This is a genomic window from Nocardia coffeae, assembly GCF_019890715.1.
Taxonomy (GTDB): domain Bacteria; phylum Actinomycetota; class Actinomycetes; order Mycobacteriales; family Mycobacteriaceae; genus Nocardia; species Nocardia jiangxiensis.
On record NZ_JAINZY010000025.1, the window covers coordinates 62,219 to 85,146 of the forward strand.

23 protein-coding genes and 1 pseudogene are annotated in these 22,928 nt (G+C 67.1%); 17 read left to right on the plus strand and 7 right to left on the minus strand.

The genetic code is table 11. From position 1 onward, the window contains the following. Positions 1 to 70 precede the first annotated feature (70 nt). From K7711_RS44915 to mnhG, 7 genes are all read left to right on the plus strand, one after another. Positions 71 to 1,396 (plus strand): hypothetical protein, encoded by a 1,326-nt coding sequence (locus tag K7711_RS44915; protein WP_222978920.1) that lies wholly within the window; start codon positions 71 to 73, stop codon positions 1,394 to 1,396. Between the two features lie 104 nt (positions 1,397 to 1,500). After that, on the plus strand, positions 1,501 to 4,386 hold the full coding sequence (locus K7711_RS44920; protein WP_222978922.1) for a Na+/H+ antiporter subunit A: 2,886 nt from the start codon (positions 1,501 to 1,503) through the stop codon (positions 4,384 to 4,386). Then, positions 4,383 to 4,766 carry a Na(+)/H(+) antiporter subunit C gene (locus tag K7711_RS44925; RefSeq protein ID WP_222978923.1) on the plus strand — a complete coding sequence of 128 codons (384 nt, stop codon included), beginning with the start codon at positions 4,383 to 4,385 and terminating at the stop codon, positions 4,764 to 4,766. Before K7711_RS44920 ends, K7711_RS44925 begins: the two co-directional genes overlap by 4 nt. Then, complete coding sequence (locus K7711_RS44930; RefSeq protein WP_222978924.1) at positions 4,763 to 6,379, plus strand: Na+/H+ antiporter subunit D; 1,617 nt, start codon at positions 4,763 to 4,765, stop codon at positions 6,377 to 6,379. Before K7711_RS44925 ends, K7711_RS44930 begins: the two co-directional genes overlap by 4 nt. Further along, on the plus strand, positions 6,376 to 6,945 hold the full coding sequence (locus K7711_RS44935) for a Na+/H+ antiporter subunit E (RefSeq protein WP_083896058.1): 570 nt from the start codon (positions 6,376 to 6,378) through the stop codon (positions 6,943 to 6,945). The genes K7711_RS44930 and K7711_RS44935 overlap by 4 nt, the downstream gene beginning before the upstream one ends. A 59-nt stretch (positions 6,946 to 7,004) precedes the next feature. After that, positions 7,005 to 7,265 carry a monovalent cation/H+ antiporter complex subunit F gene (locus K7711_RS44940; protein ID WP_222978931.1) on the plus strand — a complete coding sequence of 87 codons (261 nt, stop codon included), beginning with the start codon at positions 7,005 to 7,007 and terminating at the stop codon, positions 7,263 to 7,265. Next, complete coding sequence (mnhG, locus tag K7711_RS44945; RefSeq protein WP_222978932.1) at positions 7,262 to 7,609, plus strand: monovalent cation/H(+) antiporter subunit G; 348 nt, start codon at positions 7,262 to 7,264, stop codon at positions 7,607 to 7,609. Before K7711_RS44940 ends, mnhG begins: the two co-directional genes overlap by 4 nt. A gap of 4 nt (positions 7,610 to 7,613) precedes the next feature. Here mnhG and K7711_RS44950 read toward each other — a convergent pair whose 3' ends face one another. Then, positions 7,614 to 8,513, minus strand: a complete 900-nt coding sequence (locus K7711_RS44950) for a CDP-alcohol phosphatidyltransferase family protein (RefSeq protein WP_222978934.1) — start codon at positions 8,511 to 8,513, stop codon at positions 7,614 to 7,616. Continuing rightward, positions 8,510 to 9,226, minus strand: coding sequence for a phosphatidylserine decarboxylase (locus K7711_RS44955; RefSeq protein WP_222978936.1), 717 nt, complete (start codon positions 9,224 to 9,226; stop codon positions 8,510 to 8,512). Before K7711_RS44955 ends, K7711_RS44950 begins: the two co-directional genes overlap by 4 nt. Positions 9,227 to 9,510: 284 nt before the next feature. Between K7711_RS44955 and K7711_RS44960 the strand changes: the two genes are divergently transcribed. Further along, entirely contained in the window at positions 9,511 to 10,539 is a 1,029-nt protein-coding gene (locus tag K7711_RS44960; protein ID WP_222978938.1) for a beta-ketoacyl-ACP synthase III, read from the plus strand. Positions 10,540 to 10,599: 60 nt separating this feature from the next. On the opposite strand, the gene K7711_RS44965 is transcribed toward K7711_RS44960, so the two are convergent. Both K7711_RS44965 and K7711_RS44970 read right to left on the minus strand, forming a co-directional pair. After that, a complete protein-coding gene (locus tag K7711_RS44965) occupies positions 10,600 to 11,277 on the minus strand; it encodes an SIMPL domain-containing protein (RefSeq protein WP_308015225.1) in 678 nt (225 codons plus the stop codon). A 168-nt stretch (positions 11,278 to 11,445) separates the two neighbouring features. Next, positions 11,446 to 11,892, minus strand: a complete 447-nt coding sequence (locus K7711_RS44970; protein WP_222978940.1) for an SRPBCC family protein — start codon at positions 11,890 to 11,892, stop codon at positions 11,446 to 11,448. Between the two features lie 234 nt (positions 11,893 to 12,126). Between K7711_RS44970 and K7711_RS44975 the strand changes: the two genes are divergently transcribed. From K7711_RS44975 to K7711_RS44990, 4 genes are all read left to right on the plus strand, one after another. Beyond that, on the plus strand, positions 12,127 to 12,318 hold the full coding sequence (locus tag K7711_RS44975) for a hypothetical protein (RefSeq protein WP_222978942.1): 192 nt from the start codon (positions 12,127 to 12,129) through the stop codon (positions 12,316 to 12,318). Between the two features lie 70 nt (positions 12,319 to 12,388). Beyond that, the gene (locus K7711_RS44980; protein WP_222978943.1) at positions 12,389 to 14,062 is read left to right on the plus strand and encodes an NAD(P)/FAD-dependent oxidoreductase; all 1,674 of its coding nucleotides are present in this window, start codon (positions 12,389 to 12,391) and stop codon (positions 14,060 to 14,062) included. A 14-nt stretch (positions 14,063 to 14,076) separates the two neighbouring features. After that, on the plus strand, positions 14,077 to 15,585 hold the full coding sequence (locus K7711_RS44985; protein ID WP_372460266.1) for an ATP-binding protein: 1,509 nt from the start codon (positions 14,077 to 14,079) through the stop codon (positions 15,583 to 15,585). After that, positions 15,585 to 15,938, plus strand: a complete 354-nt coding sequence (locus tag K7711_RS44990; protein ID WP_222978945.1) for a UBP-type zinc finger domain-containing protein — start codon at positions 15,585 to 15,587, stop codon at positions 15,936 to 15,938. The genes K7711_RS44985 and K7711_RS44990 overlap by 1 nt, the downstream gene beginning before the upstream one ends. 481 nt (positions 15,939 to 16,419) lie before the next feature. Here the strand turns inward: K7711_RS44990 and K7711_RS48195 are convergent, their stop codons facing one another. Further along, positions 16,420 to 16,692 (minus strand): hypothetical protein, encoded by a 273-nt coding sequence (locus K7711_RS48195; protein ID WP_235748777.1) that lies wholly within the window; start codon positions 16,690 to 16,692, stop codon positions 16,420 to 16,422. A 10-nt stretch (positions 16,693 to 16,702) separates the two neighbouring features. Here K7711_RS48195 and K7711_RS48200 point away from each other — a divergent pair, with 10 nt between their 5' ends. Continuing rightward, on the plus strand, positions 16,703 to 16,873 hold the full coding sequence (locus K7711_RS48200; RefSeq protein ID WP_235748778.1) for a hypothetical protein: 171 nt from the start codon (positions 16,703 to 16,705) through the stop codon (positions 16,871 to 16,873). A gap of 74 nt (positions 16,874 to 16,947) precedes the next feature. Here K7711_RS48200 and K7711_RS45000 read toward each other — a convergent pair whose 3' ends face one another. Further along, positions 16,948 to 17,763 carry a serine hydrolase gene (locus K7711_RS45000; protein WP_222978949.1) on the minus strand — a complete coding sequence of 272 codons (816 nt, stop codon included), beginning with the start codon at positions 17,761 to 17,763 and terminating at the stop codon, positions 16,948 to 16,950. 153 nt (positions 17,764 to 17,916) lie between these two features. On the opposite strand from K7711_RS45000, the pseudogene K7711_RS45005 reads away from it, so the two are divergent. Beyond that, a pseudogene (locus K7711_RS45005) lies at positions 17,917 to 18,648 on the plus strand (Clp protease N-terminal domain-containing protein); the annotation flags it as partial. 274 nt (positions 18,649 to 18,922) lie between these two features. Here the strand turns inward: K7711_RS45005 and K7711_RS45010 are convergent. Further along, positions 18,923 to 19,693, minus strand: coding sequence for a trans-aconitate 2-methyltransferase (locus K7711_RS45010; RefSeq protein ID WP_222978951.1), 771 nt, complete (start codon positions 19,691 to 19,693; stop codon positions 18,923 to 18,925). A gap of 114 nt (positions 19,694 to 19,807) precedes the next feature. Between K7711_RS45010 and K7711_RS45015 the strand changes: the two genes are divergently transcribed. The 3 genes from K7711_RS45015 to K7711_RS45025 all read left to right on the plus strand — a co-directional run bounded on the left by K7711_RS45015 (position 19,808) and on the right by K7711_RS45025 (position 22,541). Continuing rightward, positions 19,808 to 20,098, plus strand: a complete 291-nt coding sequence (locus K7711_RS45015) for a hypothetical protein (RefSeq protein WP_040828534.1) — start codon at positions 19,808 to 19,810, stop codon at positions 20,096 to 20,098. A 187-nt stretch (positions 20,099 to 20,285) separates the two neighbouring features. Next, positions 20,286 to 21,911 carry a chaperonin GroEL gene (gene groL, locus K7711_RS45020; RefSeq protein WP_222978971.1) on the plus strand — a complete coding sequence of 542 codons (1,626 nt, stop codon included), beginning with the start codon at positions 20,286 to 20,288 and terminating at the stop codon, positions 21,909 to 21,911. 246 nt (positions 21,912 to 22,157) lie between these two features. Further along, positions 22,158 to 22,541 carry a hypothetical protein gene (locus K7711_RS45025; RefSeq protein ID WP_222978954.1) on the plus strand — a complete coding sequence of 128 codons (384 nt, stop codon included), beginning with the start codon at positions 22,158 to 22,160 and terminating at the stop codon, positions 22,539 to 22,541. Positions 22,542 to 22,928: the final 387 nt, after the last annotated feature.

Genomic DNA, 22,928 nt, shown 5'->3' on the forward strand with positions numbered 1-22,928 from the left:
GACCGGGCGAACTGTGCGTACCCGGCACGTCACCCACTGACATGATTCGCATCACAGGTAGTTTTGCCTGGTGCGCACTCCTCATGCGGCAGTGGAGATGGTCACGGCCTTCGTGTCCACGCTGGTTGCCGGGATGTCGCTGTTACTCCCGATCGACTTCGCGTGGTCGTCGGAATCGACGCCGTTGCAACTGGATATGCTCGCGTTCAGCGTGCCGCGGGCAATCGCGGTCGGGGCCATCATCGCGGTGCTGATCGCGGTGTTCGCCACGACGATCAACCATGCGCTCGCGGCCTGGGGGTCGGCTCTGGCCGGAGTGGTGATCATGCTGATCAACCATCTCGCGGGCCACGGCGCGAGTCCGGTCGCACCGCTGTCCACCTTGAACTTCGTGGATTCGATCGCGGGCGGCATGCTGCTCGGCGGAATCGCGGCCGCGGTGCTGCGCGGGCGGATGCAGGTGTTCGGCTGGACGCTGGGCGCGCTGACCAGCTTCGTGGTCTCCGCGGCGCTGCCGGTGGCGCACGCCGCGAATCCGTTCGAACCCGTTCCCGCGCACCTGCCGTCGGTGGACTATCCGCCGCTGTGGCTGATCGAGGCGACGTTGGTGCTGGTCGCCATCGGCACCCTGGTCAACCGGCGGCGTACCGGTATCGAGCGGCGCGCGGTCGAGTTGCCGATGGCGCCGATCGTGGCGGGCATGCTCTATATCGGCGTGGCCCTGTTCGGCGCGCAATGGCTGGCCGGCCGGACCGCGAGCGGCTTCGACATCGTGCTCGCCGTCGCGCTGACGGCCGTCACCGCGATGATCGCGGCCATGTTGCTGCCGCGCCGGGACGGCACCCTCGTACTGCTGGCGGTCGCGCTCTCCTCGGTCGGCAGTGCGATCGTCCCGACGCAGGTGCCGGGCTGGTCGGCCTGGATTCTGGTGCTTCTGCTGGCGGTGGGGATCCTGGTGGGTTTCCGCCTTCCCGCGCCGTTGCTGGCGATGGCCGCACTGGCAGCCCTGGCGGTGGTGGGTGCGCTGAGTTCCGGTGATCACGGCCGCCTGCACGTCGCGGCGATCGGTGCGGCCCTGGCGCTCACGGCCGGATTCAGTTTCGGTTGTGCGGCGCCGCGCTACAACCCGACCCGGGTCCTGGGCGTCGCGATCATCCTGGGGTCCTCGGTCGTGCTGGCGATTCGCGGTCGCGGGGAATTCGGCGCCGCGGTCATCGGCGGCACCCACTGGAGTTCGGGTCCGCCGCCGATGGCGCAGTCGGCCGTCGCGTACTGGATGGCGCTGGCCATCACGGTCTGCTGTGCGCTGTCGTTGCTGGCCCTGCGACATTGGCGCAAAAGCACCGGAACGCCGCAGAAACCCGCAGATTCCGAAGAATTGCCTAAAGATAGCTAAATTGCATAGCAGGACGGATGTCCGCCGGTCGGGGCGAGGGGGTGCCTGTGACGCCAAGTAAACTCGGCCCCACTCCACCCCGCCCCCGACCGACGGAGTGATGTTTGCTCGCCATCCTGCTCGCACATGCCGCCGCCGCTCTCTTCGCGCCGCCGTGCGTCCGGATGCTCGGTCGACGCGGCTTCTACGCGCTGGCCCTGGCCCCGCTGGGCAGCCTGGTCTGGGTACTCGCGCACTGGAACGACGGACAGGTCGTGCGCATCGAGTGGGCCCCGAGCATCCATATGGATCTGGACCTGCGCCTCGATTCGCTGGCCTGCATCCTGTCGGTGCTGGTGCTCGGCATCGGGACGTTGATCCTGGCGTATTGCGCGAGCTACTTCGACGATGACGACCGCCAGCGCCTCGGCATCTTCGCCGGGTACATGGTCGCCTTCTCCGGGGCCATGTTCGGCCTGGTCACCAGCGACAACATGATTCTGATGTTCACCTTCTGGGAGGTGACGACGGTCCTGTCCTTCCTGCTGGTCGGCCATCACGCCGACCAGATCGCGGGCCGTCGCGCGGCTCTGCAGGCGTTGCTGGTGACCGGTGCGGGCGGGCTGACGATGCTGGTCGGCATCATCATGGTCGGCGAGGACTGCGGCAGCTACCGCCTCTCGGAGGTCGTTCACCGGGCCGATCCGCACTCCTGGTCGACCGGCGTCGCGGTGGTGCTCATCCTGATCGGCGCGTTGAGCAAATCGGCGATCGTGCCGCTGCACTTCTGGCTGCCCGGTGCCATGGCCGCGCCGACGCCGGTCAGCGCCTATCTGCACGCCGCGGCGATGGTGAAGGCCGGTGTGTATCTCGTCGCACGCCTGGCGCCGGTGTTCGCGGTCTCCGCGCCTTGGCATCCGATCCTGTTGACTCTGGGCCTGCTGTCGATGATCCTGGCCGGTCTGCGATCGCTGCAGGTGTACGACCTGAAACTGGTGCTGGCCTTCGGCACGGTCAGTCAGCTGGGCTTCATGATGGTGCTGGTCGGCATCGGCACGCCGGACGCGGCCCTGGCCGGCGCGGCGATGATCGTCGCGCACGCGATGTTCAAGGCATGCCTGTTCATGGTCGTCGGCGTCATCGATCACAGTGCCGGCACTCGCGATATGCGCAGGCTGTCCGGGCTGGGGCGGCGCGCGCCGCTGCTGTGCGGGACGGCGATCCTGGCCGCGCTGAGCATGGCGGGCATTCCGCCGCTGTTCGGCTTCGTCGGCAAGGAGAGCGCGCTGGCCGCGATCATGGGCGCGAGCGATCTGTCCGGACCGGTGAAGATCGCGGAGACCCTCGGCGTGGTCGTCGGGTCGATGTTCACCGTCGGCTACAGCATCCGGTTCCTGTGGGGAGCGTTCGGGAGCAAGGCCCGCTCGCGTGGTTCCGAGGACGTTCCCGAGCGCGAAATATCCTGGCACCGGCCGAGTTTCGCGTTCGTCGCCCCGGCGAGCCTGCTGGCGCTGGGCAGTCTGGCCGCCGCCCTGGGCGCCCCCTGGCTCGATCGGCTGCTGCGGCCCTACGCGCAGACGCTGCCGGGCCCCGAACCCGCCCATCTGGCGCTCTGGCACGGCTGGGGGCAACCACTCACCCTGTCCATGATCGCCATCGCCTGTGGTCTGCTGCTGTTCGAGATCCGCGACCACATCGGCGAATCCGCTACGCCGCGGCTGGGTAACGCCGACCGCGTCTACGACGCGACCCTGCGCGCGATGGATCAGCTCTCCCTGCGCATGACCGGTGCGACACAGCGCGGTTCGCTTCCGCTGAACCAGGCGCTGATCCTGATCACTCTGATCATCCTGCCCGTCGCGATGCTCGTCGCCAGTTCCCGATCGAAAGTCTCACTGCGGCTGTGGGATTCGCCGTGGCAGCTGGTGATCGCGGTGATCATGATCGTGATGGCTCTGGGCGCGACGGTGATGCGCAATCGCCTTGCCGCGGTGCTGCTGGTCGGGGTGACCGGATACGGCTGCGGCTGCATCTTCGCCCTGCACGGCGCGCCCGACCTCGCGTTGACCCAATTCCTGGTCGAGACACTGACATTGGTGATCTTCGTGCTGGTGCTGCGCAAATTCCCCGCGGAGGTGGACAGCCCGGCGAAGTTCAAGGCGCGCCGCGCGATTCTGGCGGCGCTGGTCGGCACGACGGTCGCGGTGCTGGCCGCGTTCGCCATCGCTGCCCGCGGCACCGAGCCGATCTGGCATCAGATCCCTTCGGCCGCATACCAATTCGGTGGCGGTAAGAACGCGGTGAACGTCCTGCTGGTGGACACCCGCGCCTGGGACACCCTCGGCGAGATCTCCGTCCTGCTGGTCGCCGCGACCGGCGTCGCCTCCCTGATGTTCCGCAGCCGCCGTTTCGGCACGCTGCCGCGGGTGGCCGACGCACCGGGCTACACCCCCGACCCCAGCCGCAGCTACTGGCTGACCGCCTCACCGCTGGTCGCGCGACGACATCGCTCGATGGTGCTGGCGATGACCACCCGCCTGCTGTTCCCGACGATCATGGTCCTGTCGGCGTACTTCTTCTTCTCCGGCCACAACGCGCCCGGCGGCGGATTCGCCGGTGGCCTCACCGCCGGATTGGCCCTGGTCCTGCGCTATCTCGCGGGCGGGCGGTACGAATTGGCCGAGGCGCTGCCGGTGGACGCCGGACATCTGCTGGGTGCGGGTCTGGCCCTGGCCGCCGGGACCGCGACAGGTTCGCTGCTGCTGGGCGCGCCACCGCTGTCCTCGGCGATCATCCAGGTGACCGTGCCGTTCTTCGGACACGTCAAATTGGTCACCGCGATGCTGTTCGACCTGGGCGTCTATCTCATCGTGGTCGGTCTGGTCCTGGACGTGCTGCGCAGCCTCGGCGCGCGGCTGGACACCGAGGAACCCGCGGTCCCGTCGACTGTGCCACACGTCGACGACACCGCCGCGGTGTTCCCGCCCGACCCGGTCAAGGAGGCCCGATGACCGCGAACATCACCCTGCTCGTCCTGATCGGCATCACCGTCGCCTGCGCGGTGTACATGGTGCTCGAGCGGGCGGTGTCGAAGATGCTGCTCGGCATGATCCTGTTCGGCAACGCGGTGAATCTGCTGCTGCTGACCGTCGGCGGCCCGGACGGCGTGGCGCCGATCCTCGGCGAGACCGATCGAGTGCATCACGGAACGTCCGATCCGCTGGCCCAGGCGATGGTGCTGACCTCGATCGTGATCACCATGGGCCTGGCCGCCTTCGTGCTCGCGCTGGCCTACCGCTCCTACGCCCTGACCACCACCGAACAGGTCCAGGACGACCCGGAGGACGTGAAGGTCGCGCAGCGCCGCGAAGGGGAGGATCCCGAACAGTGACTCTGCCGCCCGATCTGATCTTGCGCCTGGCTCCGCTTCCCGTGCTGATCCCGATGCTCACCGCCGCCGTGTCGCTCATCACCGGACGACGCCCCCGAGTGCAGCAGGCCATCTCGGTGATCGCGCTGAGTGCGGTGGTGGCCGTCGCGGGGATGTTGCTGTACCTGGCCGACCGCAACGGGATGGCTGCGATCCAGGTCGGCAACTGGCACACCCCGATCGGGATAACCCTGGTGGTGGACCGATTGTCCGCGGCGATGCTGCTGGTGTCCTCGATCGTGCTGCTCGCGGTGCTCGTCTACGCGGTCGGGCAGGGTATCAGCGACGGCGCCGAACGCCAGCCCACCTCGATCTTCCAGCCGACGTATCTCATTCTGAGCGCGGGGGTTTCGATCGCCTTCCTGGCGGGCGACCTGTTCAATCTCTTCGTCGGATTCGAGGTGCTGCTGGCCGCGTCGTTCGTGCTGCTGACCCTCGGCGCGAGTGCGGAACGCGTGCGCGCCGGTGTGTCGTACGTGATGGTCTCGATGGTCTCCTCGCTGATCTTCCTGACCGGTATCGCCCTGGCCTACGCCGCGACCGGGACGTTGAATCTGGCGCAGATGGCCGAGCGGATGGGTTCGGTGCCCGGCGGCGTGCGCAGTGCGATCTACGCGGTGCTGCTGGTGGCGTTCGGGATCAAGGCCGCGGTGTTCCCGCTGTCGAACTGGCTGCCCGATTCCTATCCGACCGCGCCCGCGCCGGTGACCGCGGTCTTCGCCGGTTTGCTGACGAAAGTCGGTGTGTACGCGATCATCCGGTTGCACACCCTGTTGTTCCCGGCCGCGCATTTCGACCGGATTCTGCTGATCTGCGGTCTGCTGACCATGGTGCTGGGCATCCTGGGCGCGATCGCGCAGAGCGATATCAAGCGATTGTTGTCGTTCACGCTGGTCAGCCATATCGGCTATCTGATGTTCGGCATCGGGCTGAACACCGCGCTGGGTCTGGCCGGGACGGTTTACTATGTGGCACACCACATTCTGGTGCAGACCACGTTGTTCCTGGTGGTCGGACTGATCGAGCGGCAGGCCGGATCCGCGTCGCTCGAACGCCTGGGCGGGCTGCTCGCCGCGAGTCCGGCGCTGGCGGTGCTGTTCGGCATTCCCGCGCTGAATCTCGGTGGTATTCCACCGTTTTCGGGCTTCCTGGGCAAGGTGACGTTGCTCGAGGCCGGCGTCGCCGACGGCAGTGCGCTGTCCTGGATTCTGGTCGCCGGATCGGTGCTGACCAGTCTGCTGACGTTGTACGCGATGGCGCGGGTGTGGAGCAAGGCGTTCTGGCGCCCGCGCGCCCAGGCGCCCGAGGGCGAACTGGCCGACGCCGCACCCTCGGCGCTGATCGACGAATCGGTCGACATGCTGTTCGACGAACGTCCCGATCCGGGGCGGATGCCGCGGCTGATGCTGATGCCGACGGTCGCGCTGATCGCGGTCGGTGTCGCGCTGACCGTGCTCGCCGGGCCCATCCTGAACATCGCGACGCGCACCGCGGGCGATCTGATGGATCGGAACACCTATCTCACAACGGTTCTGCATTCTCCGGAACCCGCGCAGGCCGGTGGTGCGAAATGAGCCTGTCGACGGTGCTGAGCCGCGATCGTCTGGTCCGCCTGGGCGGGCTGATCTGGCTGGCGATCGTGTACACCGCGCTGTGGGGTGATTTCAGCGTCGGCAATATCGTGGCCGGACTGGTGATCGGCACAGTGATCATGCTGTTGCTGCCGTTGCCGCGAGTGCCGGTGTCGGGGCGGTTGCATCCGCTCTCGCTGCTGGAATTGGTGATCGTCGGCGTGTATTACGCGCTCGAGTCGAGTCTGCAGATCGCCTGGTTCGCGGTGCGGCCATCCGGTTCGCCGGTCTCGGGTGTGCTGCGAGTGCGGATGACGATCCGCTCACCGCTGGTGATGGTGTTGTGCGCCGACGTGCTGAATCTGATTCCCGGCACCATGGTGCTGGAGATCGACCGGACGACGCACACCATCTGGGTGCATGTGCTCGATGTGGGCAGCGACGAGGCCGTGGAGCGCTTCTACTTCACCACCCGGCGGCTCGAGCAGTTGCTGATCCGATCCTTCGAACGTCCCGGGGAATGGCACGAGACCCTGCGCCCGGAACCCCTGCCGCCCGAGGAGCGCTGAATGACCAGGCGAACCGGGCAGCGCACGCTCCAGGAGCAACGCACGACACAGGAGGAATCATGACGATCGTCGCGATGGTGGCGGCCGTTCTGCTGGCGAGCGCGGCCCTGCTCACGGGCTACCGCGTCCTGGCCGGACCCAGCACGCTGGACCGCGTGGTCGGGGTCGACTCGCTGGTCGCCATCACCGCCTCGGGCCTTGCGGTCTGGGCGGCGTACAGCAACGACGCCACCGTGCTGCCCGGCATCGTGGCGCTGGCCCTGGTCGGTTTCCTCGGCTCGGCCGCGGTCTCCCGCTTCCGCGTTCGGGACGACCGATGAGCTGGTTCGACACCGTCCTGCGCTGGGTGTCCTGCGTACTGATCCTGCTCGGTTCGGCCTTCGCCCTGACCGCGGCCATCGGGATCGTGCGTTTCCCGGACACCCTGTCGCGCATGCACGCCGCGACGAAACCCCAGGTGGTCGGCCTGATCATGATTCTGATCGGCGCATCGGCCCAGCTGCGCGGGCACGGCAACGTGTGGATGCTCGTGCTGGTCGGCCTGTTCACCCTCGTCACCGCCCCCGCCGTCGCCCATCTGATCGGCCGCACCGCCTACCGCGAACAGCGCGGCCGTGATGGATTGCTGCTGATCAACGAACTCGGCGACGACGACAGGGAGTGACCGCTCAGCGCGGCGGGGTGTCCTGCGGAAAGTTCCGGCCGCCGGGGCGGCGCAGACGCAGGCGTGCGGTGGACCCGCGCAGCGGCGGCAGCGCGGGACGGCGACGGGTGGCGCGACGCTGGGCGCGGCGTTCGGCCGGTTTGTGGTGCCAGGTCTCCGGACGGGCGGCGACCCAGCGGGCCGAACGCCAGGCGAACGGGATGTGCACCAGATACACCACGACCAGCACGATCAGCAGGATCAGCGGATAGGTGACCAGCGCGGCGGCGATCAGCGCGACCAGGACCAGCAGCATCGCCGCGGCCTGCGGCGCGACCGACACCGACTTCATCGCCAGCGTCGGGACGGTGCTCACGGCCAGCAGCGCGGTGAAGACCGTCCAGACCACGATCGCCGGAAGCGAATTCCACCAGCCGTTGCCGAACTGCCCGTGCACCGCGACGGGCAACAGCACGGTCAGCGCGGCCGCGGGTGCGGGAACGCCGGTGAAGTACTCGCGCTGCCAGTCCGGGCGGTTGTCGTCGTCCAGCAAGGTGTTGAACCGCGCCAGCCGCAGCACCAGGCTGACCGTGTAGATCAACGCGATGATCCACCCGACGCTGTTCTTCTGCAGGAACGACACGTACAGCACCAGTGCGGGCGCGACGCCGAAGGAGATCGCGTCGGCGAGTGAGTCGAGTTCCGCGCCCATCTTCGTGGTGGCGTCGAGCAGGCGTGCGAGCCGCCCGTCGAGCGTGTCCAGCACCGCGGCGGCGCCGATCATCGCCAGCGCGACCTCGCGGGAGCCGTCCAGGGCGAATTTCACCGCGGACAGGCCCGCGCACAGCGCCAGGATCGTGACGATGCTGGGGAGCAGTCGAACCGTTCTGCGTCGTCCCTGGACGATCGCGGCCTTCTCGATCATGACAGCAGTTCTGCGAGCACCGTCTCCCCGCCGATGGTGCGCTGCCCGGGTTCGACGAGCAGCTGGGTTCCGGCCGGGAAGTAGGTGTCGACGCGGGAGCCGAAGCGGATCAGCCCATAGGTCTCGCCGATGCTGAGCTTGTCACCGGCCTTGGCATCGCAGATGATCCGCCGGGCCAGCAGTCCGGCGATCTGCACGACCGTGATCAGCTGTCCGGCCGCGGTCTCCACGACCATGGTGTTGCGCTCGTTCACCGAGCTCGCCTCGGGCAGATCTGCCGAACGGAATTGTCCACGCCGATAGGCGATCTCGCGCACGATGCCGGAGACCGGCATGCGCTGCACGTGGACGTCCAGCACCGACAGGAAGATGCTCACCCGCGGCACTTCGCCATCGCCCAGGTGCAGCTCGGCGGGAGGTACCGCGGTGTCGACCAGGGCGACCTCACCGTCGGCCGGTGCGACCACGACGCCGGGCCGGTTCGGCGGGACTCGGTGCGGATGCCGGAAGAACGCGGCCGAGGCCGCGGCCACGGTGATCCCCGCGCGACGTACCCACTTGCGTCGCCGTGCCACCAGCGCCACCGCCAGCGGTGTTGCCACGAACGGCAGACCGGCGGGGTGCAGCGGCGGAATCGCAGCGCGAACCAGGTCGGCGAGATGGCCGAGTCCGGATTGTTCGGGCGTGCCGGGCGGGGTGGGGCGGCGGGCCACGGGCTCCTCTTTCGTGCATGGACAGGGGTTGTCGCGGGTGTGCGTGACGTATTCGTCTCGGACCGCGCTCACACCTTACGGGAACAGGACCGTCCCGGGGCAGGCCGCAAACCGGCGGCGAACGGGACATAGCGGAATCGATTGTGACTTTCCTCTACCTGACGCTACAGTTCGGGATAATATGAGGGGGCCTCATGTCTACCGTTTCGCAACCGGTCGTTCGAGGCCCGATGAAGGAAGCCGCGTAGGTACGAAGCCGCGTAGGTACACAGAGGAGAAGCACGATGGCTGCTCGACTCGCCCAGGTCGAAGGGGCTGAGCACACCGCGATGCTCGGGCTCGGCGTGTACCGCCCAGCCCGAGTCGTCACCAATGACGAGGTCGCCGGGCCGATAGATTCCAGCGACGAATGGATCCACAGCCGCTCCGGCATCCGGACCAGGCGATTCGCCTCGGATGCGGAGACCATCATCGAGATGAGCGCCGCGGCGGGCCGCGGCGCGCTCGCCGCTGCCGGGATCTCGCCCGAGCACGTCGACTGCGTCATCGTGGCGACGTCGACCTGGCTGCTGCTCACTCCGGCCGCGGCCCCGCAGATCGCCACCGCACTGGGGATGAACCATCCCGCCGCGTTCGACATCTCCGCCGGATGCGCCGGGTTCTGCCATGCCCTCGCGGTGGGCTCGGACCTGGTCAAGGGGGGTACCGCCAAATATGCGCTGGTGATCGGCGTCGAGCGGCTCACCGACACGGTGGATCCGACCGATCGCGGCACCGCGTTCCTGTTCGCCGACGGTGCGGGCGCGGTGGTGATCGGCCCGTCCGACGAGCCGGGTATCGGCCCGACGGTCTGGGGTTCGGACGGCACCCAGCATCGCGCGATCCGGCAGGACAAGGACTGGATGGAGTTCTTCGCCGAGATCGACGAGAAGGGCCCCGATGCGGTGCGGCCATACCTGGCGATGGAGGGCACGGCGGTATTCCGTTGGGCCGCGCACTCTTTGAAGACCGTCTGCCTGGACGCCATCGACCGCGCCGGACTCACCCCCGCCGATATCGACGCGATGGTTCCGCACCAGGCCAACGGCCGAATCATCGAGATCATGTCCCGCGAGCTCAAACTGTCGCAGGACACCGCGCTGGCCAACGACATCGAGCACACCGGGAACACCTCGGCCGCGTCGATTCCGCTGGCGATGGAGGCGCTGCTGCGGTCGGGAGAGACCAAACCCGGCGCCGACGCGCTCTTGGTCGCCTTCGGCGCCGGATTGTCCTATGCCGCCCAGGTAGTGAAACTCCCCAACTGGCAGTAATGCGGCGGTTCGCTCGCAATTAGCGCAGATCGCCTGTGCCGGTTGGGGTTCGGGTCTCGGTCAGTCCAGGTTCCAGGTGACGGTGACGTTGAACGCCACCGTCTGCGTACCCGGTTCCAGCGGAATGTCCGGCACCGCGGCCTGCTTGTGCAGCGAGGGCGAGGGAGTGGTGTCGCCGCTGCTGGTCTCGTGGATGGTCTTGACCGTCCCCAGCTTCAGCCCCGAGAGCACCGCGTACTGCTCGGCCCGCGATTTCGCGTCAGCGAAGGCGCGGGCGCGGGCGTCGGCGAGCAGTTTGGAGTTGTCGTCCAGCGCGAACGAGACCGAGTCGACCCGGGTGTCGTTACCGCCGGCCTGCGTCGCCGCGCCGAGGATCGCCGAGGCCTTGGTCAGATCGCGCACCGCGACGTGCACGGTATTGCTGGATCGGTACGCGGTGATCGTCTGGTCGGGTCCGTACTGCGGTTGCACCGAGACGCCGGTGGTGCGGATGTCCTCCCGTTTGGCTCCCGCGGCGACCATGGCATCGATGACCGCCTTGGCCTTGGTGCTCGCGGTCGAGATCGCCGTGGACACGTCCGGCGCGGTCACTTCCACTCCGAGGTCGGAGTTCAGTGTGTCCGGCGTCCCCTGCACCTCCCCCGACCCGATCACCGTGACGTCCCGGCCGGGCGCGGAAGTGGAATCCGAACTCCCGCACCCGGACAGCAGGGCAACGGTCCCGGCCAGAACGGCCACAGAGCCTGTGATTCGTCGTCGCACTGTGTTTTCGGCCTCCGCTTCGCTCCGGCAGGTTTTCGGCGGCCGAGCCGCGCCGAAAACATTGGTGGTCGACGTAGTTTGCCTGAATGTTCCGGTGTGCGGCGACGTTTCGGTGCGGGGTGTGTCGGCGTCGCCGCCCGGGAGTCAGCGCTCGGCGGCCGATTTGATCTTGCTCAGGGTTTCGTTCATGCCGGCGATCAGGTGGGTTTCGAACTGTTCCTCGCCGCCGAGGAAGGTGTCGATCATGATCCGGACGGGTTTGCGGACGCCGTGCGGGACATCGCGGCGCTCGGTGAGGCGAGTGCCCGAATCGGTGGCTTCGAGCAGGTAGCTCCAGATCGTGCGGTTCTCGTTCATCCGGAACGCGAAGGCGCGGTCGGGTTCGAAGCGCACGATCCGGGAGGTGGTGGGGTAGTAGTACGTGTCGTGATTCAGGTTGATCGTCCAGGTGCCGGCGCGCACGGCGCCCAGCGGCATCATCCGGACGGTGTTCGGGCTGAACTCCGGCATCCGCGTCAGATCGGTCAGCACCGCCCAGACCCGCTCCGGCGGCGCGGTGATCTCGATGGTGGCTTCCAGGGGTTTCGGCAACGTCGCCTCCGGGCATGTAACGGTGTAACTGTCGGTACCAGGAATCCTACTGGGGGTGTCGGCTACCGCAATCGGTGAGCCGGGTCACTCGAGGACTGAAGATCAACTGGATCACATTCCGATGTGAATACTGTCCCAATCGGTAATAACCGACGCACAATGGCAGATAGAGATAACGGCAGGCAACGAAGCAACCGACTGGAGTATGTCCCGTCCCATGTGAGGTGATCGGCCGTGAATTTGCGTACGCTCCTGCATCTGCAGGCGGAATCCCTTCCGCTGCTTCCGGTTTCCGAGACCGAGCACATCCATCTCCCGCGCATGCACGGCAAACGTGCGCGGGCCGATCTGGAAGAACGACTCGAGCGGCTGCTCACGCCGTCCGAGCGGGATATCGTCGAACACCGCGGGCCGCGCAGATCATGATCTTCCCTTCCGGTACTGCTGTCAGCGAAAGAAATACGCCGTACTTGCCCGAACCGCCCATACTCATGAGGTGACTTCACCAGCTGCCGCCAAACCGGCAATCCTCAGCGTCGACGACGACCCGGGTGTCTCCCGCGCCGTCGTTCGTGATCTGCGGCGACGGTACGGCGCGGACTACCGGATTCTGCGCGCGGAATCGGGCGCCTCGGCGCTGGACGCGCTTCGTGAGTTGAAGCTGCGCGGTCAGCCGGTCGCCGTGCTGATCGCCGACTACCGGATGCCGGGAATGGACGGCATCGAATTCCTGGAGCAGGCCATGGACCTGCATCCGTACGCCCGGCGCGTGCTGCTGACCGCGTACGCGGACACCAATGCCGCCATCGAGGCGATCAACGTCGTGGATCTGGACCACTATCTGCTCAAGCCGTGGGATCCGCCGGAGGAGAAGCTGTACCCGGTGGTCGACGCGCTGCTCGAGGCGTGGCGCGGCGATGAACATCGCCCGGTGCACGAGACCAAGGTGATCGGGCACCGCTGGTCCGCACGCAGTTCGCAGGTGCGGGAATTCCTCGCCCGCAACCAGTTGCCGTACCGCTGGTATCTGGCCGACGAACCGGAGGGCTCGCGACTGCTGCAGGCAGCCGGTGCGTCCGCGGACAACTGCCCGGTGATCATCGATGCGGCCGGTAAGGCGCTGCTGGCCCCCTCGGACAGTGAATTGGCCGCGAGCGTCGGGCTCAACACCGATCCGACCGGCGAGTTCTACGATCTGATCGTCATCGGCGGCGGTCCGGCGGGTCTGGGCGCGGCCGTCTACGGCGCGTCCGAGGGATTGCGCACGGTCCTGGTCGAACGCACCGCGACCGGCGGTCAGGCGGGACAGAGTTCGCGGATCGAGAACTATCTCGGATTCCCCGACGGTCTGTCGGGAGCGCAACTGGCCGACCGCGCCCGTCGCCAGGCGGTCAAATTCGGGGCCGAACTCATCACCGCGCGCGAGGTGGTCGGCCTAGAGGTGTGCGGTTCGGCGCGGATGGTGAATTTCGACGACGGCAGTTCGATTTCGGCGCATGCGGTCCTCATCGCGACCGGGGTCAACTACCGGCATCACCCGGCGCCCGGCGTGGACGAATTCACCGGCCGCGGCGTCTATTACGGTTCGGCGATGACCGAGGCCGCCGACTGCGCCGATCGTGACGTCTACATCGTCGGCGGCGCGAATTCGGCCGGACAGGCCGCGGTATTCCTGTCCAGGCACGCCTGCACCGTGCACATTCTGATTCGTGCGGACTCGCTGGAGAAATCCATGTCGCACTATCTGATTCAGCAGATCGAGCAGATCGAGAACATCGTCGTGCACCCCTGCACCGAGGTCGTCGCAGCAGACGGCGCGGGGCATCTGGAACGGCTCGTGCTGCGCAACAATGCGACCGGCGCGGAAGAAAAAGTGGATGCCGAGCGGTTGTTCCTGTTCATCGGGGCCGCACCGGAGACCGACTGGTTGGACGACACCGTCACCCGGGACGCCGCTGGATACGTGCTGGCCGGTCCGGACCTGATGGTGGACGGCAACCGCCCGTCCGGTTGGGAATTGCCGCGGCCGCCGCATCATCTCGAGACCAGCGTTCCCGGTGTTTTCGTCGCCGGTGACGTGCGTTCCGAATCGGCCAAGCGGGTCGCCTCGGCCGTGGGCGAGGGCGCGATGGCGGTCATGCTCGTCCACCGATACATCGCCAAGCAGTAAGGAAGGTGTGCGCTGTGACCGACAATGCCGAGAGCACCGAAGTGATCTGCGATCCCCAGGAATTGCGCACACTGTTCCTGTTCGAGAAGCTCGACGACGAACAGCTGGCCTGGCTGTGCCGTGACGGCCGGATGGAAACCTTCGAACCCGGCCTGGTCTTCCGCGAGGGCGAGCCCGCGACCTGTTTCTATGTGCTGATGGAGGGCGAGGTCGTGCTGACCAAGCAGTCCGGCGGCGAGGAGATCGAGCTGGTGCGCACCAGCCATCGCGGATCGTATGCCGGTGCGTGGACCGCCTATATGCGAGACAAGGTGGATCAGAGCTACTCCAACTCGTTCTACATCACCGAGCCGTCGCGTTTCTATGTGCTCGACGCGGCGATATTCGCGCAGATGATGCAGGAATGGTTCCCGATGGCCCTGCATCTGCTCGAGGGCGTGTTCTTCGGCAACCGGAACAGCAACGAGATCATCGGCCAGCGCGAGCGGCTGCTCGCGCTGGGTTCGCTGTCGGCGGGCCTGACCCACGAGCTGAACAATCCCGCTTCCGCGGCCGTGCGGGCCACCTCGGCGTTGCGTGAGCGCGTCGCGGGCATGCGGCACAAGCTGAAGATGATGGCGCACGGCAAATTCACCCCGGACACGCTCGAAGCCCTGGTCCAGTTGCAGGAGGAGGCCGCGACGCAGGTCGCCAAGGCCCCGACGCTCACTCCGCTGGAAACCGCGGACCGCGAGGACGAACTCGGCGACTGGCTCGACGAGCACGGCATCGCGAACGGCTGGGATATCGCCCCGACGTTCGTCCAGGCCGGATTCGACATCGACTGGCTCGAACGGGTCGCCGGGACGTTGGAGGGCTGCGGCAGCAACGTGTTCGAGGGCGCGATCCGCTGGCTGAACTACACGGTCGAGACCGAATTGCTGATGAACGAGATCACCGATTCGACCACGCGGGTGTCCTCGCTGGTGAATGCGGCGAAACAGTATTCGCAGATGGACCGCGCGCCCTTCCAGGTGGTCGACATCCACGAACTGCTCAAGAGCACGCTGGTGATGTTGGCCCGCAAGATCGGTGACGACATCACCGTGGTCAAGGATTTCGACCGCACGCTGCCCCAGGTGCCCTGTTACGCAGCCGAGTTGAATCAGGTGTGGACGAATCTGATCGACAACGCCGTCGGCGCGATGCAGGGCCGCGGCACCCTCACCGTCCGCACGTATCGCGAGAACGACTGTGCCGTAGTGGAAATCGGCGACACCGGTCCGGGCGTTCCGGCCGAGCTGCGGCACCGGATCTTCGAGCCGTTCTTCACCACCAAGCCGGTGGGTGAGGGAACCGGTCTGGGACTTGATATCTCGTTCCGCATCGTCGCCAAGAAGCACGGTGGCGACATTCGGGTGGAGTCGGTGCCGGGCGACACCCGGTTCATCGTCCGGCTGCCGCTCGATCCGCCGGGTCGTTCCGCCGCGGTGGCCGAGGCGGTCGGTGACTCTGTCGTGCAATCGAATCTCGGAGGTGAATGATGGCCGAATCCATCGAGGGCATCGATCCCGGCCGGCCGCCCAGCGGTCCGGGATGCGCGGAATGTGAAGCAGCGCAGGGCTGGTGGGTGCACCTGCGGCGCTGCGCCGCCTGCGGGCACGTCGGCTGCTGCGACAGCTCTCCCGAGCAGCACGCCAGTAAGCACTTCGCCGAAACCGGGCACCCCTACATCCAGAGTTTCGAACCCGGCGAGGACTGGTTCTGGGACTTCCGCAGCAGCGAAATGTTCTCCGAGGGCCCCGCTCTCGCGCCCCCGTCCCACCACCCCACCAGCCAGACCGTCCCGGGCCCCCGCGAGCGCGTCCCGCGCGATTGGCAGGACCACGTCCACTGACCCGACCCGGGCTACCGCACTCCGAATCCACAGGCACCCGGTTCGCCCGCAGCTCGCAACGCCAACCCGGGACGCCCAGTCCCGTCCACTCCAGGTAACGCCGACTCCAAGGCCATAGCCCGGAGTGGTTCCGGCCTGACGAATCACTCCAGCTCACCCAGGCCCGTCCACCGGAGGTAACGCCAACTCCGAAGTTCGGGGCCCGGGGCGATGCCGGTCTGAAGGAGCTGGGAGCCCAGCTACTGAGCGAAGAAGGCAGGAGCCGTGGGACAACCCAGGCTCGTTCACTCCAGGTAACGCCAACTCCGAAGGTCGGGGCCCGGGTCGATTCTGGAGTGACGGAGCGGGGGAGCGAAGCGGAGGAGCGGAGGAGGGAAGAATCGGCCCTTCGGGGGCCCCGACCCGCCGGAGCGAAGCGGAGGCCGAAAATACAGTACGCTGCGAGCGCGCCGGGGCGCCCGGCGTTACCGACCATCTGGGATTACGTGTAGATGAAACGACTTTCGGTGATCGTCGCTCGTGGGGCGGCGATCGTGGCCCTCGGTGTGCTGACGACGGGGCTCGCCGCATGCGGTGGGCACGAGGATGATTCGGCTGGTTCGGCCCCTGGGTCGACGACGGCGAGCGCATCGGCTTCAGCGGTTGCCAGCAGCGCGGCGGCTCCGAGCAGTGCTGCGACCAGTAGTGCGGCGGCCGCATCGAGTGCGCCGGTGAATTCGAAGCTGGGCACGGCTTCCCGCACGACGTGCGCCACTTTCAAGAGTATGAGCATCGAGGACGAAACGTCGCTGGTGAAGAAGGTGCTTGCGGAGAATCCCGGTTCCAAGCTCGACGGTAGCCCGAACGTCGCGCTGGGTACGGCCAGGTTGGTCTGCTTGGCATCGAGTGAGCAGAACAAGCCCATCGCGGTCGCGATCGGTGTCGCCGAGCAGTAACCGCTCGCGCGCTCCATCGCATCTACCGATCATTCAGGGCTCGATGAGCGCTGCTCGGCGCGGCGGGCACGGGATCAGCGGAAGTAGCCCTGGAACAGGATGCTCGCGACGTGTGTCGCGGTCTCCCGGCCGACCTGGTCGCCGTTCTTCACCGTCGCGGTGTTTCCGGTGATGGCCACGGTGTAGCGCTCGTTCGGGCCGACGAATCCGACGGAGTTGTCCAGCCACGAGCCGTCCGGATTGTCGGGTGACCAGCCGTCCTTGTTGCCGGGTTGCGCGGCCGGTCCCGCACCCCAGACGCCCCACTGCTGAACGGTGCCGACCGAGCGCATCTCGTTCACCAGATAGCTGCGGTCCGCGGGATTCAGCTGGGCCAGTGCGGAATTCATCAGGCGATCGAGGTCGGCGGCGGTGGTCCGCATCCAGCCCCAATACGGTTGCGGGTCACGGAATTTCGACGTGGTCATGCCGAAGCGGCCCAGGTCCTTGGCGAAACTCGCACCGCCGTAACGCTTCCACAGCACATCGGCCGCGTTGTCGTCACTGACGTTGAGCATGCGATGCATCAGGTCGCGGTCCGACGCGGACAGGGTGATGGCGTGGGATTCGTTGCGCAGCAACAGGCTGACGACCATCTCCAGCTTCTCGGTGGACTCGGCCCACACCTGGTAGTTCGCATTGCCGTTCTGCCAGATCGCGCCGGTCTGGCGGTCGAAGACGACGATGCCGGTGGTGCCGGGCCGGGTCTTGGCGTAGGCGTCGGCCGCGGCCGCGCGGGTCACCAGAGCGGGGTCCAGGGCCGGTGCCTGTGCCGGTGCCGTCGGCATGTGCAGCGCGAATGTTGCCACCACGGCCGCGGCGACGGCGGCCGAGCGTCGGAATGCGGACATATCTACCTGTCGACGTGGGGTCCTGTTGCTTCTGCCTTCTGCAGAGTATTGGCCGGGTCCGGGAATTGCATCCATCCGTACCGGCGACGTCACCTATGAGCCATCGTCAACTTTTGGTTGACGAAGCGACATTGGTCAACCTAAAGTTGACGCATGACCGAAAGAATACGCCTCGACGATCTGATCGAAGGCATCAAGCGCGCACGTCCCGACGACGTGCTGGAACAACTGTCCGACGCGGTCGTGGCCGCAGGACATCTGAGTGAGGTGGCCGACCACCTGATCGGGCATTTCGTGGATCAGGCCCGGCGTGCGGGCGCCTCGTGGACCGATATCGGGCAGAGCATGGGCGTCACCAAACAGGCCGCGCAGAAGCGGTTCGTGCCCAAACCCTCCGGCGATCCGGCGGCGATGGACCCCAACGCCGGTTTCGCGCGGTTCACCCCGCGAGCGCGCGAGATCATGATGGTCTCGCAGGAGCAGGCGCGTGCGGCGGGCAATGTGGAGATCCAGCCCGAGCACCTCGTCCTGGCCCTGCTCACCCAGCCGGATTCGTTCGCCGCACACGCCATCGTCGCCAACGGCATCGCCCTGGAAGCGGTCCGCAAGGTGGCCACCGCCGCACTGCCGCCCGCCGTCGAGGAAGTGCCCGCGCTCATTCCGTACAACGCCCAGGCCCGCAAGGCCCTGGAACTGACCTTCCGCGAGGCGCTTCGCCTGGGACACAACTACATCGGCACCGAACACATGCTGCTGGCCCTGCTCGAATTCGAGGACGGTTCCGGCGTGCTCTCGGGCCTGGGTCTGGACAAGGCGGGACTGGAGAAGGACATCGCGGCCCAACTCGCCCAGTTCACCCCGCCGCCCCCGCCCGGCCCGCAACCCGGCCACCAGCCCCCGCCGGGTCCGCAACCGGGCCACCAGCCCCCGCCGGGCCATCTGCCTCCGCCCGGACACCAACCGCCCCCGCCGCCCGAGGGCCCGCGCCCCCCGCTGCCCGCGCAACCTCCCATGCCACCCCAGCCGCCCGCACCGCCGCAGCACTGAGCGCCCGGCTCGTCTCCTTGTCGACGTCGACCCCGGGCTCACCCAGGCCCGCCAACTCTGGGTAACGCCAGCTCCGAAGGTCGTGGCCCGGGTCGATTCCGGACTGAGGCAATCAGATACCGGGTGTGCGGGCCACCGCGAACACTCGGCGGAACGGGAGCCAGGTCGTCCCGTCGGCCTGCTGCGGATATGCCTCGCGCAACATGGGCGCGAGTTCGCCGACGAAACGATCCCAGCCGGTGTCGTCCAGGGCGTCGCGCACCGGGCGCAGGGCGGTGCCCGATACCCACTTCAACACCGGATCGTCGCCGGTGAGGCGCTGTAGATACGTTGTCTCCCAAGCGTCTACGGCACATCCTGCCGTCGCCAGCACGGTCGCGTATCCGGTCGGGTCCAGGACGTTGCGCGGTTGCAGCAGGCCCGCGGGTTCGAGGGCGTCGTGCCACTGCTCACGGGCGGCGAGTTCCCGGATGCACCGATGGGAGGGCGCGTCGAAATTGCCGGGTACCTGGATGGCCAGCCATGCGCCGGGCGGCAGTTTGCGGGCCCATTCGTCCAGCAGGGTGGGATGGCCGGGCACCCACTGCAGCACGGCGTTGGAGACCACCACGTCGGTATCGGGCTCGGGGGTCCAGTCGCGCACATCGAGCAGGGTCGCGTGGACGCCGCGGGCGCGCGCCGCGGCGACCATCTCCGGCGAGGAGTCCGATGCCTCGACGATCGCGTCGGGCCACCGCTGGGACAGCACCGAGGTCAGATGTCCGGGACCGCAGCCGAGGTCGGTGACACGCCGAGGCTGTTCGGCGCCGATCCGGCCGAGCAGTTCGTAGAAGGGGCGGGAGCGGTGGTCGTCGAAGGCCAGATACTGCTGGGGATCCCACATGGGCGGCTCCTGACGTCGCTTTCATCGATGATGACATCGCCTAACCAAACCGTACGTACGTACTTTAAAGGCCGAAATGCACTTACGCAACAGGCGTCCGGATAGGATGTCGCTATGGCGGATGACACCGATTCCGACCTGATCGCCGGGGAACTACGGGTTGACCTGCTGCGAGCGCTCTCCTATGTGGAGACCGAGTCGGGCCCGGACGGTAGTTACATCGTCAACGGAGATCTCCCGCCCGACGTGGCGCCTCCGTTCATCCGCGCCATCATGCGAATCGAAGCCGAACTCCTGTTGCACGACGCCCGGCAGGTCACTGTCGACCGCGGCGAGCCGCGCACCCCCGAGGAGCGTCGCGCCGACGCCTTTCTCGCCTTGGCGCTGCGCGTCACCGACACCTGATCCCGGCCCCGCGAGCAGCCTCATTCAACCTTGCACTCGATACCCTCGAGTGCTAAAAAGGGATCTGGCACTCCAAACCAATGAGTGCCAGGTCGGGATGGTGAGGCCGAGACATCGGTCGTCCGTCGCGGGCACCGAACCTGGCCAGATCGTGTCAATCCCTGATCTGGAGGATCTCAACAACGCCATGGCCAAGACAATTGCGTATGACGAAGAGGCCCGCCGCGGCCTCGAGCGGGGTCTGAACAGCCTCGCCGACGCCGTCAAGGTGACGCTGGGCCCCAAGGGCCGCAACGTTGTCCTGGAGAAGAAGTGGGGCGCCCCGACGATCACCAACGATGGTGTGTCCATCGCCAAGGAGATCGAGCTCGAGGACCCGTACGAGAAGATCGGCGCCGAGCTGGTCAAGGAAGTCGCCAAGAAGACCGACGACGTCGCGGGCGACGGCACCACCACCGCGACCGTGCTGGCTCAGGCGCTGGTGCGCGAGGGTCTGCGCAACGTCGCGGCCGGCGCGAACCCGCTGGGTCTCAAGCGCGGCATCGAGAAGGCCGTCGAGGCCGTCACCAGCCGTCTGCTGAGCTCGGCCAAGGAGGTCGAGACCAAGGAGCAGATCGCTGCCACCGCCGCCATCTCCGCCGGCGACGCGTCCATCGGTGAGCTGATCGCCGAGGCCATGGACAAGGTCGGCAAGGAAGGCGTCATCACCGTCGAGGAGAGCAACACCTTCGGCCTCCAGCTGGAGCTGACCGAGGGTATGCGCTTCGACAAGGGCTACATCTCGGGCTACTTCGTCACCGACCCGGAGCGTCAGGAAGCGGTCCTCGAGGACCCGTACATCCTGCTGGTCGGCTCGAAGATCTCGACCGTCAAGGACCTGCTGCCGCTGCTGGAGAAGGTCATCCAGGCCGGCAAGCCGCTGCTGATCATCGCCGAGGACGTCGAGGGCGAGGCCCTGTCGACCCTGGTCGTGAACAAGATCCGCGGCACCTTCAAGTCCGTCGCCGTGAAGGCCCCGGGCTTCGGTGACCGTCGCAAGGCGCAGCTCGCCGACATCGCCATCCTGACCGGTGGCGAGGTCGTCAGCGAAGAGGTCGGCCTCTCGCTGGAGACCGCGACGGTCGACCTGCTGGGCACCGCCCGCAAGGTCGTCATCACCAAGGACGAGACCACGATCGTGGACGGCGCCGGCGATGCCGATGCCATCCAGGGCCGCGTCGCGCAGATCCGCACCGAGATCGAGAACTCGGATTCGGACTACGACCGCGAGAAGCTGCAGGAGCGCCTGGCCAAGCTGGCCGGCGGTGTTGCGGTGATCAAGGCCGGCGCCGCCACCGAGGTGGAGCTCAAGGAGCGCAAGCACCGCATCGAAGATGCCGTGCGCAACGCCAAGGCCGCCGTCGAGGAGGGCATCGTCCCCGGTGGTGGTGTGGCCCTGCTGCAGTCCGCTCCGGCTCTGGACGACCTGAAGCTCGAGGGTGACGAGGCCACCGGCGCGAACATCGTTCGTGTCGCGCTGGCCGCGCCGCTGAAGCAGATCGCGTTCAACGCGGGCCTGGAGCCCGGCGTGGTGGCCGAGAAGGTCTCCAACCTGCCCACCGGCCAGGGCCTCAACGCCGACTCCGGCGTCTACGAGGACCTGCTGGCGGCCGGCGTTGCCGACCCGGTCAAGGTGACCCGTTCGGCGCTGCAGAACGCGGCCTCGATCGCGGCCCTGTTCCTCACCACCGAGGCCGTCGTGGCCGACAAGCCGGAGAAGGCCGCCGCTCCCGCGGGCGACCCGACCGGCGGCATGGGCGGCATGGACTTCTGAGTCCCGCCTCCCGGCAACGCATTACAACCGAAGGCCGGTCCACCTACGGGTGGGCCGGCCTTCGGCCGTGCGGGTGGCCGTCGACCGGCGGATGCCCCGTGCGGCCGGGCGTCCGGACCGGATGCCGTGCCCGGGGCCGTGATCAGCGCTGTCAGGAATTTCGCAAGCGCTGCAGGGGGTTTGCGCTTCTAACGTGGTCAGCGTCGAGCGATGGGCGCCGGGTCCGTCTGTGAGCGGGTGGGAACGATGCAGCGAATTCTGTTCACCTTGTTGTCCGTCGGGGTCGCGGTGTTGCTCGGAACGGGGCAGGCACACGCGGAGTCGTATGCGGGAGCCGCCTCGGGGAGCTGTTCGGGCAATGTGGACGGGTGGGGACACTTCCATGCCCACACGCATGAGCACGTGTACGTCATCGATGGCGACATCGTCACCGAGGACCACGACTTCGACTTCGGGGGATTTCTTCAGGGGGCGCAGAACGCCAGGTTCCTGCGGATGCGGGACGAGCGGTGGGCGATCTTCCGGTCGGGAGACTTCGACTTGGCGGTCCCCTTCGTCGAAGGGGCCGGACTGTTCGCCCGGGACAACCAGGACTCCGGCAACAACTGGGTCAAGCTGTGCAGCTACTGAACCGGACCGGCTTCGGGCGGGTCGGTCCGCGACGCTTCGGGCGAGTGAGTTCGCGAGAAGTGATCGCACCGCGTTCGGAATAGTTCGGAAGTTCCGCCCCTCTCCGGTCGATATCGGCCTCGGTGATCCGGATACTGACGAACTTCGGTTCGGCCGGGGCGTTTTCGACGGGTGTTCATGTGGACGTTGTGCAAGGTTTGGCCGTATGACCAGGCGATTTGACATTGAAACCGGCTGCCGCGTAACTTAATCCAGGTCAGAGCGACACGGACACCGACCCGGAGCCGAAAGGCCCGGGACACGAGGTTGGACGAGGAGCGCTCGGCACTCACACTAGCTCGATCGAGACCCCGATTTGGTTCGGGATCTACGGTTGCGCTAAGCTTG

Coding starts and splice junctions, on each gene's coding strand:
- K7711_RS44950 (WP_222978934.1), bottom strand. CDS start 8,513: ATGATCGAGAAGGCCGCGATCGTCCAGGGACGACGCAGAACGGTTCGA.
- mnhG (WP_222978932.1), top strand. CDS start 7,262: ATGAGCTGGTTCGACACCGTCCTGCGCTGGGTGTCCTGCGTACTGATC.
- K7711_RS44990 (WP_222978945.1), top strand. CDS start 15,585: ATGGCCGAATCCATCGAGGGCATCGATCCCGGCCGGCCGCCCAGCGGT.
- K7711_RS44935 (WP_083896058.1), top strand. CDS start 6,376: ATGAGCCTGTCGACGGTGCTGAGCCGCGATCGTCTGGTCCGCCTGGGC.
- K7711_RS45025 (WP_222978954.1), top strand. CDS start 22,158: ATGCAGCGAATTCTGTTCACCTTGTTGTCCGTCGGGGTCGCGGTGTTG.
- K7711_RS45015 (WP_040828534.1), top strand. CDS start 19,808: ATGGCGGATGACACCGATTCCGACCTGATCGCCGGGGAACTACGGGTT.
- K7711_RS44940 (WP_222978931.1), top strand. CDS start 7,005: ATGACGATCGTCGCGATGGTGGCGGCCGTTCTGCTGGCGAGCGCGGCC.
- groL (WP_222978971.1), top strand. CDS start 20,286: ATGGCCAAGACAATTGCGTATGACGAAGAGGCCCGCCGCGGCCTCGAG.
- K7711_RS45010 (WP_222978951.1), bottom strand. CDS start 19,693: ATGTGGGATCCCCAGCAGTATCTGGCCTTCGACGACCACCGCTCCCGC.
- K7711_RS48200 (WP_235748778.1), top strand. CDS start 16,703: ATGAGCATCGAGGACGAAACGTCGCTGGTGAAGAAGGTGCTTGCGGAG.
- K7711_RS44960 (WP_222978938.1), top strand. CDS start 9,511: ATGGCTGCTCGACTCGCCCAGGTCGAAGGGGCTGAGCACACCGCGATG.
- K7711_RS45000 (WP_222978949.1), bottom strand. CDS start 17,763: ATGTCCGCATTCCGACGCTCGGCCGCCGTCGCCGCGGCCGTGGTGGCA.
- K7711_RS44925 (WP_222978923.1), top strand. CDS start 4,383: ATGACCGCGAACATCACCCTGCTCGTCCTGATCGGCATCACCGTCGCC.